This is a genomic window from Nocardia sp. NPDC005998, from assembly GCF_040614395.1.
In the GTDB taxonomy this organism is placed as follows: Bacteria; Actinomycetota; Actinomycetes; order Mycobacteriales; family Mycobacteriaceae; genus Nocardia.
Genome location: NZ_JBEXUI010000019.1, coordinates 142,787 through 161,255, shown reverse-complemented (window position 1 = coordinate 161,255; position 18,469 = coordinate 142,787). Strand labels below are relative to the sequence as shown.

The window sequence follows — 18,469 nt, the reverse complement described above, 5'->3', positions numbered from 1 at the left end:
GACGAGCTTCGCCGCGGGTGTTCACGCCGGCGGCGAAGCTCGTCCGATATCGCCGGCCGTCGACCGAGTCCACGCGAAACGTGCTCGTGCGTCCGTTGGGAGCTGTCGACCGCGCCACTCGACAGGCCAGTAGTCATTGGCCGGCGGCGGACTCCACTACGGCAGCAACCTCGGCGGGGTGGGAGACCAGGGAGGCGTGGGACGAGGCGATTTCGGAGGTGGTCGCGCCCATTCGGTTTGCCATGAAGCGTTGGGCGGCAGGGGGAATCACGTGGTCGTAGGCCGAGACGAGGAACCGGCTCGGGATCGAGGACCATGCGGGTGCGCCGGAGGGTTCGATGTTGGCGGCGACGGCGAGGGAGCGTTGGTGGGCGAGCAGATCGGCCGCGACGTCGGGGCCTACGTCTTGGGCGAAGACTTCGTTGAAGCGGTCGGGTGCGATGTAGCTGTCGAGATTCCTGCCCGCCAAGCCATTTGGATCGTCAACGACGCTGAATTGCAATGTCGGCGGCACCAGCTGGCTGCCGGGGAAGCGGATCGGGTCGAGTTCGAGCAGCCCGATTTCACCCTGCACCGGGGCGAAGGCCGCGATGTAGACCAGCGCTTGGACTTTCGGGTCGTGCACATTGCTGATGACGAAACCGCCGTATGAATGACCGACCAGCACAATGGGTCCCGAGATCGTGTCCAGCGCCCGCTGCACGGCTGCGGCGTCGTTCGCCGGGCCGCGCAGCGGATTGTCGGGAACAACCACCGGATAACCGTGGTCGCGCAGCACCGCGGCGACGCCGTTCCAGCTCGTGGTGTCGGCGAAGGCACCATGCACCAGCACGATCGTCGGCAGGGGTGCGGCGGTCGCTGGAGCAACCGCCAGGACGGGCGGGAAAGTGAGGATGAGCGCCGCAAGAGCGGCGCGGAAGCTACGGGTGATCTTCATCGGAGTCCTACCCTTTCGCTGATGAGTCGTTCTTCGCCAGGAAATCCAGTGCGGCATCGTGAACCGGCCGTATCAGCGGTCGGGGCACGAGACCTCTTCGGGACAGGTGGAGCCAACCTGCGTCGATGACTGTTTCGAAGCCTAGAAGCGACCGCGCCAGCAGTCCCGACTTTGCACGATTCTCGACCGACAGTGCACGACCGGCCGCTATCGGCGAGCGAAACCGGCCGGTGACAGGGCCGCACCGCCGAACGCCGGATACCGCCGCGAGCAGCGGATCATCAGCCAGTGGTGGAACCGGGTGTGCGGCAAACTGGTCCGCCCAGACAGCAGACATCGCTCTAACGCGATGACCGCGCGCCGCTGGGGCCTGCACGACCCATCGCATATCGCCCACCGATTCGGCGCGGCATACGGCATGTCGCCGTGCGAATGGCGGCAGGTGGCCGCACTCGCGGGAGGTTACAGCTGGGCCTGCGCGCTCTTGGCCATCTTGCCCGCCATCGCGTCCAGACCGAGCATCGCCAATAAGGCCACACAGTCTGCGGCATTCTCGGCGTGGCTGGCGACGGTCCGCGCGGCAATCGCACTCTGACGTGCGTTTTCCGCCTTTTCGGCGGCCCGCGACTCGGCGAATTCACCTTGTTCGGAGATCAGCGTGATGTGACGTGCCGGTGGCATAAGACTCCTTGGGTTGCTGCGCAGCCTACGCGCCTTTACCGATCTGTGATAGTGCAACCGAGTTTATTCGGCGGGCCTACCGCGGACATTCGGAGAACTCACAAGACCCGGATGTCCCCCAAGCGGATGCACCACGAAAACGGACCCTGTCGACCGCACGCACTGTCGGATCGCCGCCATCCGCTGCCGTGTGCCCACCGCTGATGCGGAGAAGAGTCCGGCAGCGGCTCGCAAGCGTTAGCAGCAGAAAGTATGCGGTCAGGTCAGAAGGTCGCGGACGACGCCGTCAGCGAGTAGGCGGCCGCGGTCGGTGAGGATGAGTCGGTCGCCCGAGCGAATTGCCAGGCCGTTGGCGATGATTCGGTCCGCGGCGGCGGATTCCGCTGGGGCCAGTTCGTTCAGCGGTAGGCCGGTGCGCAAACGGACGGTGAGCATGACGCGTTCGGTGTGCTGTTCGTCGGCGGTGAGGGTTTCCCAGCCTGCCGCGGGCAGTCCACCGCGAGCGACCGTATCGGCATAGCGCGCCGGGTGTTTGACATTCCACCAGCGGACGCCACCGACATGACTGTGTGCGCCGGGACCAGCGCCGAGCCAGTCACCGCCGTCCCAGTAGCCCAGGTTGTGGCGGCAGCGGGCGGCATCGCCTGCGGCCCAATTGGATACCTCGTACCAGGCCAGGCCCGCCGCGCTCAGCCGGGAGTCGATGCGCTCGTACCTGGCGGCGAGCACATCGTCATCGGGGGCGGGCAGTTCACCGCGGCGGACGCGGCGCGCCAGGGCGGTGCCGTCCTCGACGATGAGCGAGTACGCCGAGACGTGATCGACGCCCGCACTCAGCACCGCGTCCAAACTCGCGTCGAGATCGCCGTCGCGCTCGCCGGGGGTGCCGTAGATCAGGTCCAGGTTCACATGGTCGAATCCGGCGGCGCGCGCTTCCCGCGCCGCGGCGACGGCCCGGCCCGGCGTATGGGTCCGATCCAGCACCTTCAACACATGCTCGGCGGCGGACTGCATCCCCAGCGACACCCGGGTGAACCCGGCCGCACGGATCCGCTCGAAGAACTCCGGCGACGTCGACTCCGGGTTGGATTCGGTGGTCACCTCGGCATCGGCGGCGAGGGTGAAATGTGCGCGCACCGCGGCCAGCACGGCGGCCAAACCGTCACCGCCGAGCAGCGACGGTGTGCCACCGCCGACGAAGATCGTCGCCACCTCGGGCGTCGCCGTCGGCAGCACCGCGAACCGCTCGGCCGCCGTCGCCAATTCACCGCGCAGCGCGTCCAGCCAGGATTGCGGTGACGCCGACGTGCCCAACTCCCCGGCGGTGTAGGTGTTGAAATCGCAGTACCCACAGCGTGTCGCACAGAACGGCACGTGGATATAGATCCCGAACGGCCCGCCCCCGAAGTCGCGCAGCACGAGGGCTGGCGTGTCGGCTTCGATCGGGGCAGCAGAACTCACCCCACCATTTTGATTCCTCCTCCGCATGAAGCTGAAGGCGGGGGCTTCCTGGCTCGAGGAACGCGCAGCGAGGGCCCCGGTGACGGCGCCCCGATCAGCATTTCGAGCGGCAGGCCCAGCCACACGTGTGAACCTGGACCGCGTCGGGCGCAGAGTCGACGCGTTTCTCCTCGCCCTGAAGGACGGTATTCACGCTACGTTCCTACGGTGCCCGCCGCTGCCCCGAGCCGATGCGAGTGGGTTCAGTCGGCGACGACGGTGTTCTGGTTCGCGGTGAGCAGCCAGCGGCCGCTTTCCTTGGACATGACGTACATGGGCGACCCCTGCCCGGACAGCTGCCCGTCACCGTCGAAATAGCGCTGGACCACCTTGACCGCGGCGACATCGGGGCGGATGAACAGCACATGTTCGACCTCGTAGGTCGCGGTGCCGTTGCGCATCGCACCCGGCAACACCTGGGCGGTGAATTCGGCGATGGCCGCACGGCCGAACAGTCGCTTACCGCCACCGGTGGTCCAGATCGCGTCTTCGCGGAACAGGCCGACGAATTCGTCCACGAGTTCGTTCTGCTGTGAGTGCTCGATGGTGGCGACGACCTCGCGGATAGCGTCGAGGTCGGTATCGGTGGCGGCAGCTGTGGTGCTCATGGCACAGAGCTTGCAACCTCGAGGTAGCTCGAGGTCAAGCTGCCGTGAGACGGGTCACCTACGATGATCATGACGAATCATGCGACGCATTCAGCCCGCCAACTATGACCACCATCACAATCGACACCGGCAGTCCAGGGAATTTCCCTCGATTTCGCGGGAAATACGGCCTTGCGGTCGGAACGGCCATCCTGACGTGGCACAATAGGCGCATGCGCGGATCTGGAGTACGACTTGTGGCACGTCGCCACGTCGACTACAAGCGCGTATGCAGCGCCTGCTGTCTGCCCGGTTCCTCCCGGTAGCACAGCGGCGCCCATTCCCGGATTTCCCGGTCATCTTCCGATTCCGATGGACATCGGCCCGCTGACACCGCACGCGTGAGTCAGCCCCTCACGCTCTCAGCACGGATGTACCCCCACCCAGCAGGAGCGACCCCATGACGTCGAGCACCGACGCCGGTCACCCGGATCAGCCCGGTTCCGGGCCGCACGCGCGCCCGGCCGCCGAGCGGCGCGTCCGCCCGGACCGTCCCCGCAGCGAGGCGCCGGCCGGCCCGCGTGCCCGCACCGGTAAGCCGGTGCGCCGCAAGGCCGAGGGCCAGTGGGCGCTCGGCTACCGCGAGCCGCTGAACCCGAACGAGCAGTCCAAGAAGGACGACAACCCGCTCAACGTCCGGGCCCGGATCGAGAACATCTATTCCAAACAGGGTTTCGACAGCATCGACAAGGGCGATCTGCGCGGCCGGTTCCGCTGGTGGGGTCTCTACACCCAGCGCGAACAGGGCTATGACGGCGCCTGGACCGGTGACGAGAACATCGACATTCTCGAGGCCAGGTACTTCATGATGCGCATCCGCTGCGATGCGGGCGCGCTGAATGTCGCACAGCTGAAGACCCTCGGCCAGATCTCCACCGAGTTCGCCCGCGATACCGCCGACCTGTCCGATCGCGAGAACGTCCAGTACCACTGGATCGAGGTGGAGAACGTCCCCGAGATCTGGAAGCGGATCGAAGGCGTCGGACTCAAGACCACTGAAGCATGCGGCGACTGCCCACGCGTGGTGCTCGGTTCGCCGCTGGCCGGTGAATCGCTGAACGAGATCATCGACCCGACGCCCGCGATCGATGAGATCGTGCGCCGCTACATCGGCAAGAAGGAGTACTCCAACCTGCCGCGCAAATTCAAGACCGCGATCTCGGGCCAGCAGGATGTGGTGCACGAGATCAATGACGTCGCGTTCGTCGGAGTGAATCACCCAGAGCACGGTCCCGGTCTGGATCTGTGGGTCGGCGGCGGTCTGTCGACGAATCCGATGCTGGCCCAGCGCGTCGGCGTGTGGGTGCCGCTGGACGAGGTGCCCGATGTGTGGGAGGCCGTCGTCTCGCTGTTCCGCGATTACGGCTACCGTCGCCTGCGCACCAAGGCGCGGCTGAAGTTCCTGATCAAGGACTGGGGCATCGAAAAGTTCCGTCAGGTGCTCGAGGACGAGTTCCTGAAGCGCAAGCTGATCGACGGCCCGGCGCCGGAGCAGCCCAAGAAGCCGATCGATCACGTCGGCGTGCAGAAGCTGCGCAACGGGCTCAATGCGATCGGCTTCTCCCCCATCGCGGGCCGGGTGTCGGGCACCGTCTTGACCAAGGTCGCCGAGGCGGCGGAAAAGTACGGCTCGGACCGCATCCGGTTCACCCCCTATCAGAAGCTGATCATTCTCGATATCGCCGACGATAAGGTCGACGCGCTGATCGACGAACTGGAACCCCTTGGCCTGCAGGCACGTCCGTCGCTGTGGCGCCGGAACCTGATGGCCTGCTCGGGCATCGAATTCTGCAAGCTCTCCTTCGCCGAGACCCGCAAGCGCTCCCAGGCGCTGGTGCCGGAGCTGGAGGAGCGGCTCGCCGATCTCAATGCGCAGCTGGATGTTCCGGTGACCATCAATATCAATGGCTGCCCGAACTCCTGCGCACGTGCGCAGATCGCCGATATCGGTTTCAAGGGTCAGCTGATCGATGACGGCGCCGGGAATCACGTCGAGGGTTTCCAGGTTCATCTCGGTGGCAGCCTCGGCTTCGACAGCGCCTTCGGTCGCAAACTGCGTCAGCACAAGGTGACCACCGACGAGCTCGGCGACTACATCGAGCGGGTGGTGCGCAACTTCATCAAGCACCGCGAGGACGGCGAGCGGTTTGCCCAATGGGCCGTTCGCGCCGACGAGGCCGACCTCAGGTGAACGGGAGACCAAGCGTGACAACAGATCAAGTATCGGCGGACCTGCCCGCGAAGCTGTCCGAAGACGAGTTGCGGGCGATCGCCGAAAAAGGCGCGGCCGAACTCGGGTCCAACGCTTCGGCAGCGGAGCTGCTGCAATGGACCGAGGACACCTTCGGCACCGGCTACATCGTCGCCTCGAATATGCAGGACGGTGTGCTGGTTCACCTTGCCGCCCAGGTGCATTCGGGCGTGGACGTGCTGTTCCTGGACACCGGCTACCACTTCGCCGAGACCATCGGCACCCGCGATGCGGTGGAGGCCGTGTACGGCGTGAATGTGATCAATGTGCGGCCGGAAAACACGGTGGCCGAACAGGATCAGCTGCTCGGCAAGGATTTGTTCGCGCGTGACGCCGGTGAATGCTGCCGGTTGCGCAAGGTTGTGCCGCTGAAGCGCTCGCTCGTCGGTTACAACGCCTGGGTCACCGGCATCCGCCGCGTGGAGGCCCCGACTCGGGCCAACGCCCCGCTCATCTCGTTCGACGAGGCGTTCGGACTGGTGAAGATCAACCCGATCGCCGCCTGGTCCGACGACGAGATGCAGGCCTATATCGAACAACACGGCATCCTCGTCAATCCCCTGGTGGAGGAGGGATATCCGTCCATCGGCTGCGCTCCGTGCACACGGAAGCCGGAGCCGGGAACCGATCCGCGAAGCGGCCGCTGGGCTGGCCTCGCCAAGACCGAATGCGGGTTACACACCGCATGACCGAGTCAGGGCCCGGAGGAGGCAGCCTGCGTAACCACGTAGGGCCCCTCGGGCATGCGAAGAAGGACACAGCATGACCGAGACCATCAGCACACGTTCCCTTGGTATCACCGATTTCGACACCCTCGCGGCGCTCGAATCGGAATCGATCCATATCTTCCGTGAGGTGGCGGGCGAATTCGAGCGGCCGGTGATCCTGTTCTCCGGCGGCAAGGATTCCACCGTGCTGCTGCATCTGGCGCTCAAGGCCTTCTGGCCGGCACCGCTGCCATTCGCACTGTTGCACGTCGACACCGGGCACAACCTGCCCGAGGTGTTGGAGTTCCGCGACAAGGTGGTCGAGAAGTACGGCCTGCGACTGCATGTCGCGAAGGTCGAGGACTACCTCGCCGACGGTCGCCTGACCGAGCGCACGGACGGTATCCGCAATCCGCTGCAGACCGTTCCGCTGCTGGACGCCATTGCCGAACACCGCTTCGACGCGGTCTTCGGCGGCGGCCGCCGCGATGAGGAGCGTTCGCGCGCCAAGGAGCGGATCTTCTCACTGCGCAACGCCTTCGGGCAGTGGGATCCGAAGCGGCAACGGCCCGAACTGTGGAACCTGTACAACGGCAAGCACGCTCCAGGCGAGCATGTGCGGGTATTCCCGCTGAGCAACTGGACCGAACTCGATATCTGGCGCTACATCGCCCGCGCGGATGTCGACCTGGCGAGCATCTACTACTCGCACGAGCGTCCGGTGTACCAGCGTGACGGCATGTGGATGACGCCCGGCGTCTGGGGCGGCCCACGCGACGGTGAGGTGCTGCAGACCCGTTCGGTGCGCTATCGCACCGTCGGTGACGGATCCTCCACCGGCGCAATACTTTCCGACGCGGCCGATAACGAGGCGATTCTCGCCGAGGTGGCCGCGTCCCGTTTGACCGAACGCGGAGCGACCCGTGGCGACGACCGAGTGTCCGAAGCCGCCATGGAAGACCGCAAACGAGAGGGTTATTTCTGATATGTCCGACCTATTGAGGCTGGCCACCGCCGGTTCTGTCGACGACGGTAAGTCCACCCTGGTCGGACGGCTGCTCTACGACACGAAATCCGTACTGGCCGACCAGATCGACGCCGTCACCCGCGCATCGGTCGACAAGGGCCTTGCCACACCGGATCTTTCGCTGCTCGTCGACGGGCTGCGCGCGGAACGCGAACAGGGCATCACCATCGATGTCGCCTACCGCTACTTCGCCACGCCCAAGCGGTCTTTCGTGCTCGCGGACACCCCCGGGCATGTGCAGTACACCCGCAATACCGTCTCCGGCGCGTCCACCGCGCAGCTGGTGATCCTGCTCGTCGACGCGCGCAAGGGGGTCATCGAGCAGACCCGTCGGCATGCCGCGGTGCTCGCGCTGCTCGGTGTGCCTAAGCTGGTACTCGCGGTCAACAAGATCGACCTGGTGGACGATCCGGCGACCGTCTTCGCGCAGATCTCGGCCGAATTCAACACCCTCACCAGCACGCTCGGCTGGTCGAGCGAGGACGTGCTTGGGATTCCGGTCTCCGCGCTGCACGGTGACAATATCGCGTCGCGTTCGGAGAACACCCCGTACTACGACGGGCCGTCGCTGATCGAGCACCTGGAATCGGTGCCCGTCGATGCCGACAGCTCGGGCGCGCACGCGATCGGCCTGCGCTTTCCGGTGCAGTATGTGATCCGGCCGCGCACCGCCGAATATCCGGACTACCGCGGCTATGCGGGCCAGATCGCGGCGGGCTCGGTTTCGCCCGGCGATGAGATCGTGGTACTTCCCTCGGGCATTCGCTCCACCGTCGAGCGCGTCGATACGCCCGATGGTGAGCTCGCCGTCGCACAGGTCGGCCGCAGCGTCACGCTGATCCTGGCCGACGATGTGGACATCTCGCGCGGCGACATCATCGCCTCGCCCACCGATGCGCCGGAGCCGATCGACTCGTTCGACGCGACCGTCTGCTGGCTCGGCGATAAGCCGCTGCGTCCCGGCGCGCGCCTGTGGCTCAAGCACGGCACGCGCACCACGCAGGCCATTGTCGGTGCGCTGGTCGAGCGGTTCGACGAGCAGAACCTGACCGCGGCACCGAATCCCGAGTCGTTGGAGCTCAACGATATCGGCCGGATCTCGGTGCGCGTCGCCGAACCCATCGCGGCCGATGACTACCGCGTCAACCGGCATACCGGCAGCTTCCTGCTCATCGATCCGGCCGGTGGCAATACGCTGGCCGCCGGTCTGGTCGGCGATGTGCTGACCGCCGTCGAGGTCGGAGCCTGAGATGACTTCGCCCGGCGGAATCGGTTCGATTGCTCGGTTGCCGAGCAATCGATCGATGTGGGCGGAGCTCGAACTGCTTCAGTCCGGGCCGGACCGCGGCGACGAACGGCCCGTATTGATCGCAGTTGCGCACGGCAGTCGTGATCCGCGCTCGGCCGAGACGATGTCGGCCGTGGTCGCGGACATCGCAGCGGCCAGGCCCGATCTCGACGTCCGACTCGCCTTCCTCGACCTGAATGCGCCCTCAGTGGAACAGGTCGTGGATGCCGTTGCCGCACAGCGATATACCCATGCGGTGGTGACTCCGCTGCTGCTCGGCAATGCCTTCCACGCCCGCGTAGACCTGCCCGGAATGCTCGCTGCCGCCCGTACCCGGCACCCGCAGCTGCGCCTGACGCAAGCCGGGGTGCTCGGGCCGGATCCGCAGCTGATCGAGGCACTGCGGGATCGCGTGCTCGGCGCGATGGTCGAGCGCGATACCGATCGCATCCCTGGTCGGCAAGCGTTCGGTCGCAATGACCGGATCGGGATCGCCGTCGCAGCGGTGGGGTCGTCGTCCCCGGCGGCAAACGCGCACACGGCCGGGGTTGCCCGCCGACTCGCAGCTTTGACCGGATGGCGTACCGAGATCTGCTTTGCAACCACCGAACCGACTGTCACACAGGCGATTTCTCGACTGCATGCGCGCGGGGCCGAGCGCGTGCTCATTGCGCCCTGGTTCCTCGCACCCGGACTTCTCACTGATCGCCTCATCGCCGCCGCGACCGAGCTCGTCCACGCGGACATTATCGGGCCGCATCCGGCGCTCACCGACGTAGTGTGGGATCGCTACGATGCCGCGATCGCGAACGACATGGCGCTGTCCGCCTGAGTGCCCGCGGACGAATTCGGTTCCGGATTCTCGGCCTCGGACACCGACGCTCATACCGCTTCCTGAATCGGCTGGCGGGGACGGTTTTCGGCCTTATACCGCGGTCCCCCTCAGAGAACGATAGACGTTACGACCGGGCGCTCGCGGCATACGATTTCGGGCGTGACGGGGTCACCGTCAGCCGACCGTGGGCGGCGTCGGACTGCTGACGCCGCCCACGTTCTGGACAGCGAGTCGGTCACTCACCGATCACTTGGGTGACATCGCCGCAGCGGACTACCTCATCACCCTTCGCACCGGCATCGACGATGAGCTCGATCTTGTCGTCGTTGCAGGGCGAGTTGCTCTGGCGGTAGATGGTGAGTTTGCGGGCTACTTCGCAGCGGTTGTGGTAGTAGACGGTGGTTGTGAAGGTGCCGGGCTCGTACGAATAAGAGAAGCAACCACTTTCGCCGCGTTCGGCGGAGGCCGTTGCGGCGGTGGCGACGGTGCCTCCGATCGAGGCGACGGCAATGGCGATTCCCGCGAGGAGCCTGTTCGTCTTGCGCATGATGACCTTTCGAGAAACTCAGTGGCTCACTGGCAGTGCACGTTGAAGATCTGCCACTTGTCGTCGCCGATGATTCCGCCCCAGTCGATGCAGCGCCCCTTCGCCGAAACGTAAACCGGCCCTGCGAATTCGGTGAACTGGCCCTCGTCGATGGTCACGTCCTTCTTCCCTTCGGACAATTCCAGTCCGGCCGCCATACGCACCGCGGCACCCGGCTGGTCCCGGACGGTGACGACGCAGTTCTTCTCGCCGTTATAGGTGAGGAAGATCGTGCCGCCACGCAGATCGTGGGTATCGATCACGTTGTATCCGGCACCGCATTGATTGCCATACGTCGCCGCCGCGGCGGTACCGGGCACGAAAAACGCTGCTCCGGCGGCAATTCCGGCCGCGGCCACACCGGACGCGACAATCTTCAGTGCGTTGCTCACGCAGTACTCCTCTATTGCTGTGATCGTGAGATCACGATGCTAGGGGCGGTCGGCGGGCTCAAATTGCCGGTGAGCGCAGGAAAATTTTCGCCGAGCGCAACGTCGTCGGTGTCCTGGACCACGTTTAGCGCACAGCGGATCGAGCCAACTCTATGGAGGCGCCAAACCAACCGGTATGTGGCGTGCCAATAGATCGCGATGGGCGGGAGATGATGCCGATGAAAGATGGGGTCGACCTGTTCGAGACCGGCACCACCAGCGCCGTCGCGCCACATGAGCGCACCGACTACTGGGGCGAACTGATCCAGCTATGCCACTGCCGACGCGTGGGCTTCGCATTCCCCCGCCTGAGCGACTTCCGAGGACGGGTGGCGCTGCGCCGCACGGACAATTACCAAATCGTCGCCTGGCAGGCCGATATCGTCACCTATTACCGCACTGCCAGACATGTGCGCGAAGACGCCGACGGGGACTATCGGCTGATGCTGCCGACGACCGGACAGCTCACCATCTGGCAGGACGACCGGCACGTTCCCATGACGCCCGGCATCGGCGGCCTGATGACCATCGACCAACCATTCGCAATCACCCAGGTCAGCGGCACCGAGGGCCTGACCATGACCATCCCGAGGGGCGAGATCGACCACCGCCTCGGCCGCGCCGCGCCACCCGCACCGCTGGTGGACCTCACCTCGGGGCTCGGACGGGTGGTCGCCGACCTCGCCACCAGCTTGGCCGCCGAGCGCGACACCCTCACCCATAGCCAGTTCGACGCGGTATCCGAGCGGCTGGTCGAGCTGCTGTGCATGCATATCGCCGGCGACCACCCCACCGAACACTGTCATCTCACCGATGTGGAATCCCGAGTCCGCCACTACATTCGCACCAATGCCCACGACCCCGAACTGACCCCGGCCGCCGTCGCCCGCGCCCTCGGCTGGTCGCTGCGCCAGGTCCAACTCGCACTGCAACACGGCGGCACCACACCTCGCGAACTCATCAAGGAAGAACGCCTGCGACTCGCCCACGCCCGGCTACAGAATCCGACGTATCACCACTGGAGCATCGCTACCCTCGCCGCCGGACTCGGCTTCAGCTCCGCCAGCTCCTTCAGCACCGCCTTCCGCCGCCGCTTCGGCGCGACCCCTCGCGATATCCGCCGATCCTGACCCGGCTCGACGAAGGCGCTGTAATCGGTTGCACTGCAGCGCTATTGCGCTTCAGGCGAGCAGGCCGTCGACAATGGCACGTGCGGTGGTGACGCCGCGGTCATCGCCCATTTGCTGAGCGGTATTGGCGGCACTGAGCAGGGCGTCCAGTTCGAAGGCAACTGCTTCGGGGGTGCGGCCGTTGAGGTGCCCCCCGTCTTGGGCATGGCGAAGCTGTTCGGCCAGGAAGGTAAGCCAGTCGGCATGGTCCTCGGCAATCACGTCGCGGACGTGGCCCGGTTTGCTGTCGAACTCGGCAATGGTGGCGACGCGGAAGCAGCCGCCGGGGAAGGTCGGGTCGGTGATGTGGTCGAACCAGCGGTCCATGAGAGCGCGCAGGCGGGTCAGGCCGCCCGGTTCGGTCATGGCGGGAGCAATGACGCGGTCGATGAAGGCCTCGCGGGCGGACTTCACCGCCGCCACCTGCAGCGCCTCCTTGGTGCCGAACAGGGTGGCGATGCCGCTCTTGCTGATGCCGAGATCGATGGCCAACCTGCCGATACTCAGGCCGGTCAGCCCCTCGACGGAGGCGAGATCGGCGGCGCGTCTGGCGATCGATGCCCGCGATCGCGCCCCCTTCGCCAAGCGTTGGTCCTGCTCAGGGGCGCTCGTCGACTCGGCCATGACCACATTCTTCCATTCAGCGCTTGCAAATACGAACGTACGGTCGTACGTTAATTGCACGAACGATCGTACGTTTTGTTTGCTGCTCCTGCCGAAGGATCTCCCCATGACCGAAGTGTCCACGCGGACCGATAGTCCGCCGACCGCGAAAGCCGCCGTGCGAACGCTCGTAATCGCCTGCGGCGCGGCATTTATCGCCTTTCTCGACCTCTCCGTCGTCAATATCGCCTTTCCATCCATCGCGCGTGACTTCCCCGATACCGCGACGACCACGCTCACCTGGGTCGTCAGCGGATATGCGATCGCCTTCGCGGCCCTGCTCACCCCGGCGGGCCGGTTCGCCGACACCCTCGGACGACGCAGGCTGTTCCTGATCGCACTGGCGGGTTTCGCGCTGACCTCCCTGCTGTGCGGGCTGGCGCCCACCGCGGGTTGGCTCATCGCCGGCCGTCTGCTGCAAGGTGCGACGGCGGCGCTGATGGTGCCGTCCGCGCTGGGACTGGTGCTCAGCGTCACGCCGCGCGAGAAGATCGGCGCGGCCATCGGAGCCTGGTCTGCCGCAGGCGGTTTCGCCGCCGTGGTGGGTCCGGCGATCGGTGGTGCGCTGGTCGAGGCGTTCGGCTGGCGGGCGGTATTCGTGATCAATATTCCGGTGGCGATTCTGCTGATCGCGCCGGGGCTGGGCATTCCGGTGCCTGATACCCGACAGCCGGGCAGTGCACTGCCCGACCCGCTCGGGACCGCTGCCATCGCCCTGGGCCTCGGCGGTCTGGTCGCCGGTGTCACCGAGGGCCAGCGGTGGGGCTGGACCGCGCCCGGTACGCTCGCCGCACTCGGCATCGGTGCTGTGCTGATCCTGGCGGCACTGCTGCGTTCGGCGCGCCACCACAATCCGGCCATCGCGGTCGAGCTATGGCAGAGCAGGCCCTATGCGCTGGCCAATGCCGCCTCATTCGTCTTCGGCGCGACCATGTTCGCCTGGTTGCTCGCCGGTCCGCTGTTCCTCGATGCGATCTGGCAGTATTCGGTGCTCGGTTCGGCGGCCGCGCTGACCGTGGGCGCGGTGTCCTCGATGGTGACCGCAACCATCGCCGGGCGCATCACGGCACCGACCACCCGGCGCTGGTTCGGTGTGCTCGGCGCGCTGATGTACACCGGCACCACCGTCTGGATGAGCACCGATTCCTTCGGCGCGACACCGGCCCTGTGGTCGGCCTGGGTGCCCGCCGGACTGCTCGGCGGCGGTGGTGTCGGCATTGTCGTCACGGTCCTCGGTACGGCGGCCGCGAGTTCGCTTCCGCCGCAACGCTTCGCGGCGGGTATCGGAATGAATTTGACCGCCAGGCAGGTGGGCGGCGCGCTCGGTGTCGCGGTACTTGCCGCGGTATTCGCCGCCGATGCCGACGATGCGCTGGCCGCCTTCCATACGCTTTTCGCCGTCTGTGCGGGCATCGGCGCCGTGGCCGCGGTGGTAATGGCCATTCCGGCGCGCATCCCGGTTCCGCCCCTCGCCGTTCCCGCGCAGACCTAGGAGTTACCTTGACGCACAATGATATTCGCACCGAAGCCAGTGATCCGATGCTGCTGTCCGCCGCGGCGGCGCGCAACCTGCTGGCCGATGCCCCTTGGCAGCGCTATGCGGTGCTGGGGGATTCGATCGCCCAGGGCGTCGGCGACCCGAGTCCCGGCTATGACACCGTCGGGTGGGCCGATCGCGTCGCCGCGGTACTGACGGCGACGAATCCCGCACTGGCATATCTGAATACCGGCCGCATCGGCGCGACATCCGCGCAGGTGCGCGCCGACCAACTGCCACTGGTCCTCGAATTCGCCCCGGACCTGGTGCATCTGAGCTGCGGTGGAAACGATCTGTTCGGACCGGGCGGCAGCCTCGACGAGTTGCGCGCCAACCTCGACGCGCTGTTCGCCGCACTGGCCCGCAGCGGGGCCCAGATCAGCACATTCACCCTCGCCGATGTGTGGGAAGCGGAGCGGATGGCGCCGATGCGGCCGATGCGGGAGCGGATGTCGGCGCTCAATGACATCGTGCGCGAACTGGCCGTGCGCTATGACGCGATCCTGGTGGAGTTCTGGGATCATCCGCTGCGACTGCGCCCCGAGGTCATGAGCGCAGACCTCATTCACTTCACCATGAGCGGACATGCGGTGGTGGCCACCGAGATGGTCCGCGCTTTGGCCGAGCGTCTGCCTACGCGCGCACCGGCACACTGACAGGCACCGGGCCGCGTCCGAGCAGATCTGCTCGGGGCGCGGCCCGGTGGTGTTCTTCTCGATAGACCCCGGTCAGGGCAGCACCTGCGGCACCGCATCCGGGTCGATGACGCCGACCAGGAGGCCGAAGACCGTGCCCCACAGCGCACCGGCGATCGCACTGCTGATACCGCACGGAATCGCCATGACGATCAATCCGGGCAGGCACGCGGCAGCACCGAGAACTCCCGAACCGGCGGCGCCCGCGAGCGCGCCGGCGGCGGCTCCGTTGGCCAGCGGATCGTGGTTCTCCGCATCCGGGTTGGTTGCGACATTCTGCAGCGGGATCCCTGCCGCGACCGGCTCGAGGATCGGAGCCGACTCCGCGACCAGCTGCACTACCGCGGCCGGTGTCTGTTGCACAGGGGCGGTTCCCGGGTCGGCCGAAGCCACCCCGGCGAATGTGACCGCCACTGCCAGCGGCAGCATTCCGGCGATCATCTTGCGGCCTGCGTTCTTGAAGGTCCGACGGACCATATGCTTACCCACTCCTCCCCGATCCCGAATCACTCGAACGCCGTACCAATCGACCGGCCGATTCATCGGGAACCAGCCGATCTCAGTTCATAGCGGACTGTTTATGCGATAGCAAGGAGGCTCGCACGGTGATAATTCGCCGTGCACGACTCGTTCTGCAAGACTCGACCATCGCGCCCATCACTCGCCATATCGGTCGACGAGTTCAGCACCGAGGACGGCCAGCTCCGCCTGCACCGATCGCGGTGCGAGCACCTCGATTTCGGCGCCCCAGCCCGCCAATTGCTGCGCGATCATGCGCGGCGTCGGAGCAGTGACGCGGACCTGCATACGACCGTCGGCGACCGGGCCGTCCACCTCGCAGTGTCGGCCCTGCTGCTTGCGCAGGATCGGCAGGAGTCGCGGCGCGATGAGTGCGGTGGCCGAAGTTGCGGCGCGGCGTTGCTCGACCTCGCCGACCACCTCTTCCCATACTGTCGACAGATCGAAATCTGCTGGGCGATGGGCGATTTCGTCGGTGATCGCGGCATCCACGATGCGATCGACGCGGAAGGTGCGGCGACCGCGATCGGTGCCAGCCACGAGGTACCAGACGGCATCCTTATCGACCAGGCCCCACGGGTCGACGCTGCGCTGGCTGCGCTCCCCTGCCCGCTCGTACTCCATGCGTACCTTGCGCCGTTCGACGACCGCGCGCTGCAGCAGATCCACGAGTTTCGGCCGCTGCTGATCGTGCTCACCCCAGCGCGCGGGATCGATAACCACCGCATCGGCCGCGGCCTCGGCATCGGTGCGGAAGGTCTGTGGCAAGGCGCGCACCAGCTTTCGCAATGCCGACTTCACCTCGGGCACCGCGCTTGCGGACGGTCCGGCCAGCAGGAACAGCGCGCGGGCCTCCGGTTCGGTCAGGCCACTGAGATCGGTCCGCGCGCCGCCGACCAGCGACCAGCCGCCGCCGCGCCCCGGCTGCGGATAGACCGGAACACCCGCGGCCGATAGCGCCTCCAGATCGCGGCGCGCGGTCGCGACCGATACCTCGAGTTCGGCGGCGATCTCGGCGGCAGTCACCCGTCCCCGCGTCTGCATCAACAAAAGGGTCGCCACCAATCGGTCCGCTCGCATGCACACAATTCTGCCGAAAAAAGTGCTCATTTGATGAGCACTTTGCGCGGAAAGATGGATCGCACAAGGCAAACAAAACCCGATCAGAGGAGACCAACATGTTGCGAGGAATGGCCACCGTTTCGTTCTATGCCGACGACCTCGAGGCCGCGAAGAGCTGGTACACCGAAGTACTCGGCTTCGCCCCCTACTACGCCGTCCCCGGCGGATACTACGAATTCCGCATCGGCGACTACCAACACGAACTCGGAATCATCAACCGCAAATTCGCACCCGCAGCCGCCCAGAACCAACCAGGCGGCGCCATCCTCCACTGGCACGTCGACGACCTCCACCAGAGTTTCAACCGCCTCCTGGCACTCGGAGCCAAGGAATACTCCCCCATCACCCCCCACGGCGACGGAACCTTCATCACAGCATCCGTAACAGACCCCTTCGGCAACATCCTCGGCATCATGCAAAACCCCCACTACCTCGACATCTTGACCAAAACCCACCCCGCCTAACCGGGTGGGTGGGGTTAGGGGGTGAACCAGCGTTCTAGGATTTTGGCTACGCCGTCGGCGGTTACGTCGTCGGCTACTTCGTGTGCCCAGTTGCGGACTTCGTGTGGGGCGTTTGCCATTGCTACGGAATGGCCTGCCCAGTGGAGCATTTCGCGGTCGTTGTAGCCGTCGCCGATGGCGAGGGTGGCGGCGTGGGGGATGCAGAGTGCGGTGCGTAGGCGCTCCAGCGCCCAGCCCTTGGAGACACCGCGCCGCGAAACGGTGAGCCACGGGCCGAATTCGCCGTGCACCCAGCTCGCGCCGGGTACGTGCAATTGGGCGAGCAGCCGCAACATCTCCTCGAGGGAACCCTCGGGCCACCAGCCGTTGAGTCGCGGCGTCGGCTCACTGCTCAGTGCACCGTCATCGACGAGAACGTATTCACCGATGGAGAATTCGCCCGGACTGACCCCGGTGGCCCAGGTGCCGACACCGACCTTCTCCACCGCGAAGATCATCTCCGGAAACAGCGCGCGCAAGGCGGCGACGGCCGGTCCCGGATCGAATGTCTGCACGGCCACCGGCTCCCCTTTCGCCACATCGATGTGCACCGCACCGTTGGAGCACAACGCATGTCCTTCGACCAGACCCAGCTCCTCCAGCACCGGACGCGTAGTCATCAACGTCCGCCCCGTAGTCACGACAACATGCGCACCCGCCGCCACCGCAGCCCGCACAGCATCGACCACCCGCGCACTGATCGCCGCCCCCGGCACCAGCAACGTCCCATCAATATCCAGCGCAATGAGCTGAGGACCCCCATCGACCACCAACCCATTGTGCATCGCTATGACACTCCGTGTCATACAAACTAAACCGGTCCGAATCAGCCGAAAATGCGTTGGTGCAGGCGCGCTCTCGGCGTTTGCCCGCACCAGAGCATGGTGAGCGCTGGTCCATGTTGGGGGGGATGGGGTTTGGGGGCGATGTCGCTTGGGGTGGGAGTTTCGGTTTGGGGCGGAGGTGGGCGCGATGGTTACTTGTGGGCTCTGCCGCTTCCACCGATGTGGCCGCTGCCTCCGGCGCTTCCGCCGCTGTGGGCTCCACCCCCGCCGCCGAACCCGCCCGACGTGGAACCGCCCGGCAAGCTGCCGCCGAAGCTGCTGCCGCCGGATGTCGAACCGGCGGAGGAGGTTCCGCCGAATGGGGTGCTATTGGAAGAGGTACCCCCGGTTGAGTCGCCTGACATGCCGCCGCCACTGGTTGGACCACCTGAGGTACCGCCGCTCGTCGAGCCGCCATAGGTATGACCGCTGTTCGAACCAGCCGGGGCACCACCGCCATTCAAGCCACCCGAACCACCCGAGGTATGACCGCTGCTCGACCCCCCCGAGGTACCACCGCCGTTCAAACCACCCAAGGCACCACCGC

Annotated in this window: 20 protein-coding genes; 10 read left to right on the top strand and 10 right to left on the bottom strand. The window is 66.0% G+C overall.

Translation table 11 applies throughout. The features are described 5' to 3' along the window. Positions 1-133: 133 nt before the first annotated feature. The 4 genes from ABZ293_RS24525 to ABZ293_RS24510 all read right to left on the bottom strand — a co-directional run bounded on the left by ABZ293_RS24525 (position 134) and on the right by ABZ293_RS24510 (position 3,726). Positions 134-937 (bottom strand): alpha/beta hydrolase, encoded by an 804-nt coding sequence (locus ABZ293_RS24525; RefSeq protein ID WP_355184140.1) that lies wholly within the window; start codon positions 935-937, stop codon positions 134-136. A 462-nt stretch (positions 938-1,399) separates the two neighbouring features. Next, positions 1,400-1,618, bottom strand: coding sequence for a hypothetical protein (locus tag ABZ293_RS24520; protein WP_354952849.1), 219 nt, complete (start codon positions 1,616-1,618; stop codon positions 1,400-1,402). 258 nt (positions 1,619-1,876) lie between these two features. After that, positions 1,877-3,037: a radical SAM family heme chaperone HemW gene (hemW, locus tag ABZ293_RS24515; protein ID WP_355184162.1), complete on the bottom strand. Its 1,161-nt coding sequence runs from the start codon at positions 3,035-3,037 to the stop codon at positions 1,877-1,879. A 284-nt stretch (positions 3,038-3,321) separates the two neighbouring features. Continuing rightward, positions 3,322-3,726, bottom strand: coding sequence for an SgcJ/EcaC family oxidoreductase (locus ABZ293_RS24510; RefSeq protein ID WP_355184138.1), 405 nt, complete (start codon positions 3,724-3,726; stop codon positions 3,322-3,324). Positions 3,727-3,830: 104 nt separating this feature from the next. Here ABZ293_RS24510 and ABZ293_RS24505 point away from each other — a divergent pair, with 104 nt between their 5' ends. From ABZ293_RS24505 to ABZ293_RS24480, 6 genes are all read left to right on the top strand, one after another. Beyond that, positions 3,831-4,031, top strand: coding sequence for an Ms4527A family Cys-rich leader peptide (locus ABZ293_RS24505; protein WP_355184136.1), 201 nt, complete (start codon positions 3,831-3,833; stop codon positions 4,029-4,031). A 134-nt stretch (positions 4,032-4,165) separates the two neighbouring features. After that, positions 4,166-5,956 (top strand): nitrite/sulfite reductase, encoded by a 1,791-nt coding sequence (locus ABZ293_RS24500; protein ID WP_355184134.1) that lies wholly within the window; start codon positions 4,166-4,168, stop codon positions 5,954-5,956. Positions 5,957-5,970: 14 nt separating this feature from the next. Continuing rightward, complete coding sequence (locus ABZ293_RS24495) at positions 5,971-6,705, top strand: phosphoadenylyl-sulfate reductase (protein ID WP_355184132.1); 735 nt, start codon at positions 5,971-5,973, stop codon at positions 6,703-6,705. A 73-nt stretch (positions 6,706-6,778) separates the two neighbouring features. Then, positions 6,779-7,708 (top strand): sulfate adenylyltransferase subunit CysD, encoded by a 930-nt coding sequence (gene cysD, locus ABZ293_RS24490; protein ID WP_355184130.1) that lies wholly within the window; start codon positions 6,779-6,781, stop codon positions 7,706-7,708. 1 nt (position 7,709) lies between these two features. Then, entirely contained in the window at positions 7,710-8,999 is a 1,290-nt protein-coding gene (locus ABZ293_RS24485; protein ID WP_354952862.1) for a GTP-binding protein, read from the top strand. Between the two features lie 55 nt (positions 9,000-9,054). Further along, positions 9,055-9,870 (top strand): sirohydrochlorin chelatase, encoded by an 816-nt coding sequence (locus ABZ293_RS24480; protein ID WP_355184160.1) that lies wholly within the window; start codon positions 9,055-9,057, stop codon positions 9,868-9,870. Positions 9,871-10,108: 238 nt separating this feature from the next. Here the strand turns inward: ABZ293_RS24480 and ABZ293_RS24475 are convergent, their stop codons facing one another. Together ABZ293_RS24475 and ABZ293_RS24470 are read right to left on the bottom strand one after the other, a co-directional pair. Beyond that, entirely contained in the window at positions 10,109-10,420 is a 312-nt protein-coding gene (locus ABZ293_RS24475; RefSeq protein ID WP_355184128.1) for a hypothetical protein, read from the bottom strand. 26 nt (positions 10,421-10,446) lie between these two features. Then, complete coding sequence (locus ABZ293_RS24470) at positions 10,447-10,851, bottom strand: spore-associated protein A (RefSeq protein WP_354952868.1); 405 nt, start codon at positions 10,849-10,851, stop codon at positions 10,447-10,449. A 218-nt stretch (positions 10,852-11,069) separates the two neighbouring features. Between ABZ293_RS24470 and ABZ293_RS24465 the strand changes: the two genes are divergently transcribed. Further along, positions 11,070-12,020, top strand: coding sequence for an AraC family transcriptional regulator (locus ABZ293_RS24465; RefSeq protein ID WP_355184126.1), 951 nt, complete (start codon positions 11,070-11,072; stop codon positions 12,018-12,020). A gap of 51 nt (positions 12,021-12,071) precedes the next feature. On the opposite strand, the gene ABZ293_RS24460 is transcribed toward ABZ293_RS24465, so the two are convergent. Further along, entirely contained in the window at positions 12,072-12,683 is a 612-nt protein-coding gene (locus ABZ293_RS24460) for a TetR/AcrR family transcriptional regulator (RefSeq protein ID WP_355184158.1), read from the bottom strand. Between the two features lie 106 nt (positions 12,684-12,789). Between ABZ293_RS24460 and ABZ293_RS24455 the strand changes: the two genes are divergently transcribed. Then, positions 12,790-14,214 carry an MFS transporter gene (locus ABZ293_RS24455; protein ID WP_355184124.1) on the top strand — a complete coding sequence of 475 codons (1,425 nt, stop codon included), beginning with the start codon at positions 12,790-12,792 and terminating at the stop codon, positions 14,212-14,214. Between the two features lie 8 nt (positions 14,215-14,222). Then, positions 14,223-14,915: an SGNH/GDSL hydrolase family protein gene (locus ABZ293_RS24450; RefSeq protein ID WP_355184122.1), complete on the top strand. Its 693-nt coding sequence runs from the start codon at positions 14,223-14,225 to the stop codon at positions 14,913-14,915. 72 nt (positions 14,916-14,987) lie between these two features. Here the strand turns inward: ABZ293_RS24450 and ABZ293_RS24445 are convergent, their stop codons facing one another. Together ABZ293_RS24445 and ABZ293_RS24440 are read right to left on the bottom strand one after the other, a co-directional pair. Then, positions 14,988-15,431, bottom strand: coding sequence for a hypothetical protein (locus tag ABZ293_RS24445; protein WP_355184120.1), 444 nt, complete (start codon positions 15,429-15,431; stop codon positions 14,988-14,990). Between the two features lie 180 nt (positions 15,432-15,611). After that, positions 15,612-16,553, bottom strand: a complete 942-nt coding sequence (locus tag ABZ293_RS24440; RefSeq protein WP_355184118.1) for a YafY family protein — start codon at positions 16,551-16,553, stop codon at positions 15,612-15,614. 98 nt (positions 16,554-16,651) lie between these two features. Here ABZ293_RS24440 and ABZ293_RS24435 point away from each other — a divergent pair, with 98 nt between their 5' ends. Then, a complete protein-coding gene (locus ABZ293_RS24435) occupies positions 16,652-17,059 on the top strand; it encodes a VOC family protein (protein WP_355184116.1) in 408 nt (135 codons plus the stop codon). A gap of 14 nt (positions 17,060-17,073) precedes the next feature. On the opposite strand, the gene ABZ293_RS24430 is transcribed toward ABZ293_RS24435, so the two are convergent. Further along, positions 17,074-17,868, bottom strand: coding sequence for an HAD family hydrolase (locus ABZ293_RS24430; protein WP_355184114.1), 795 nt, complete (start codon positions 17,866-17,868; stop codon positions 17,074-17,076). Positions 17,869-18,469: the final 601 nt, after the last annotated feature.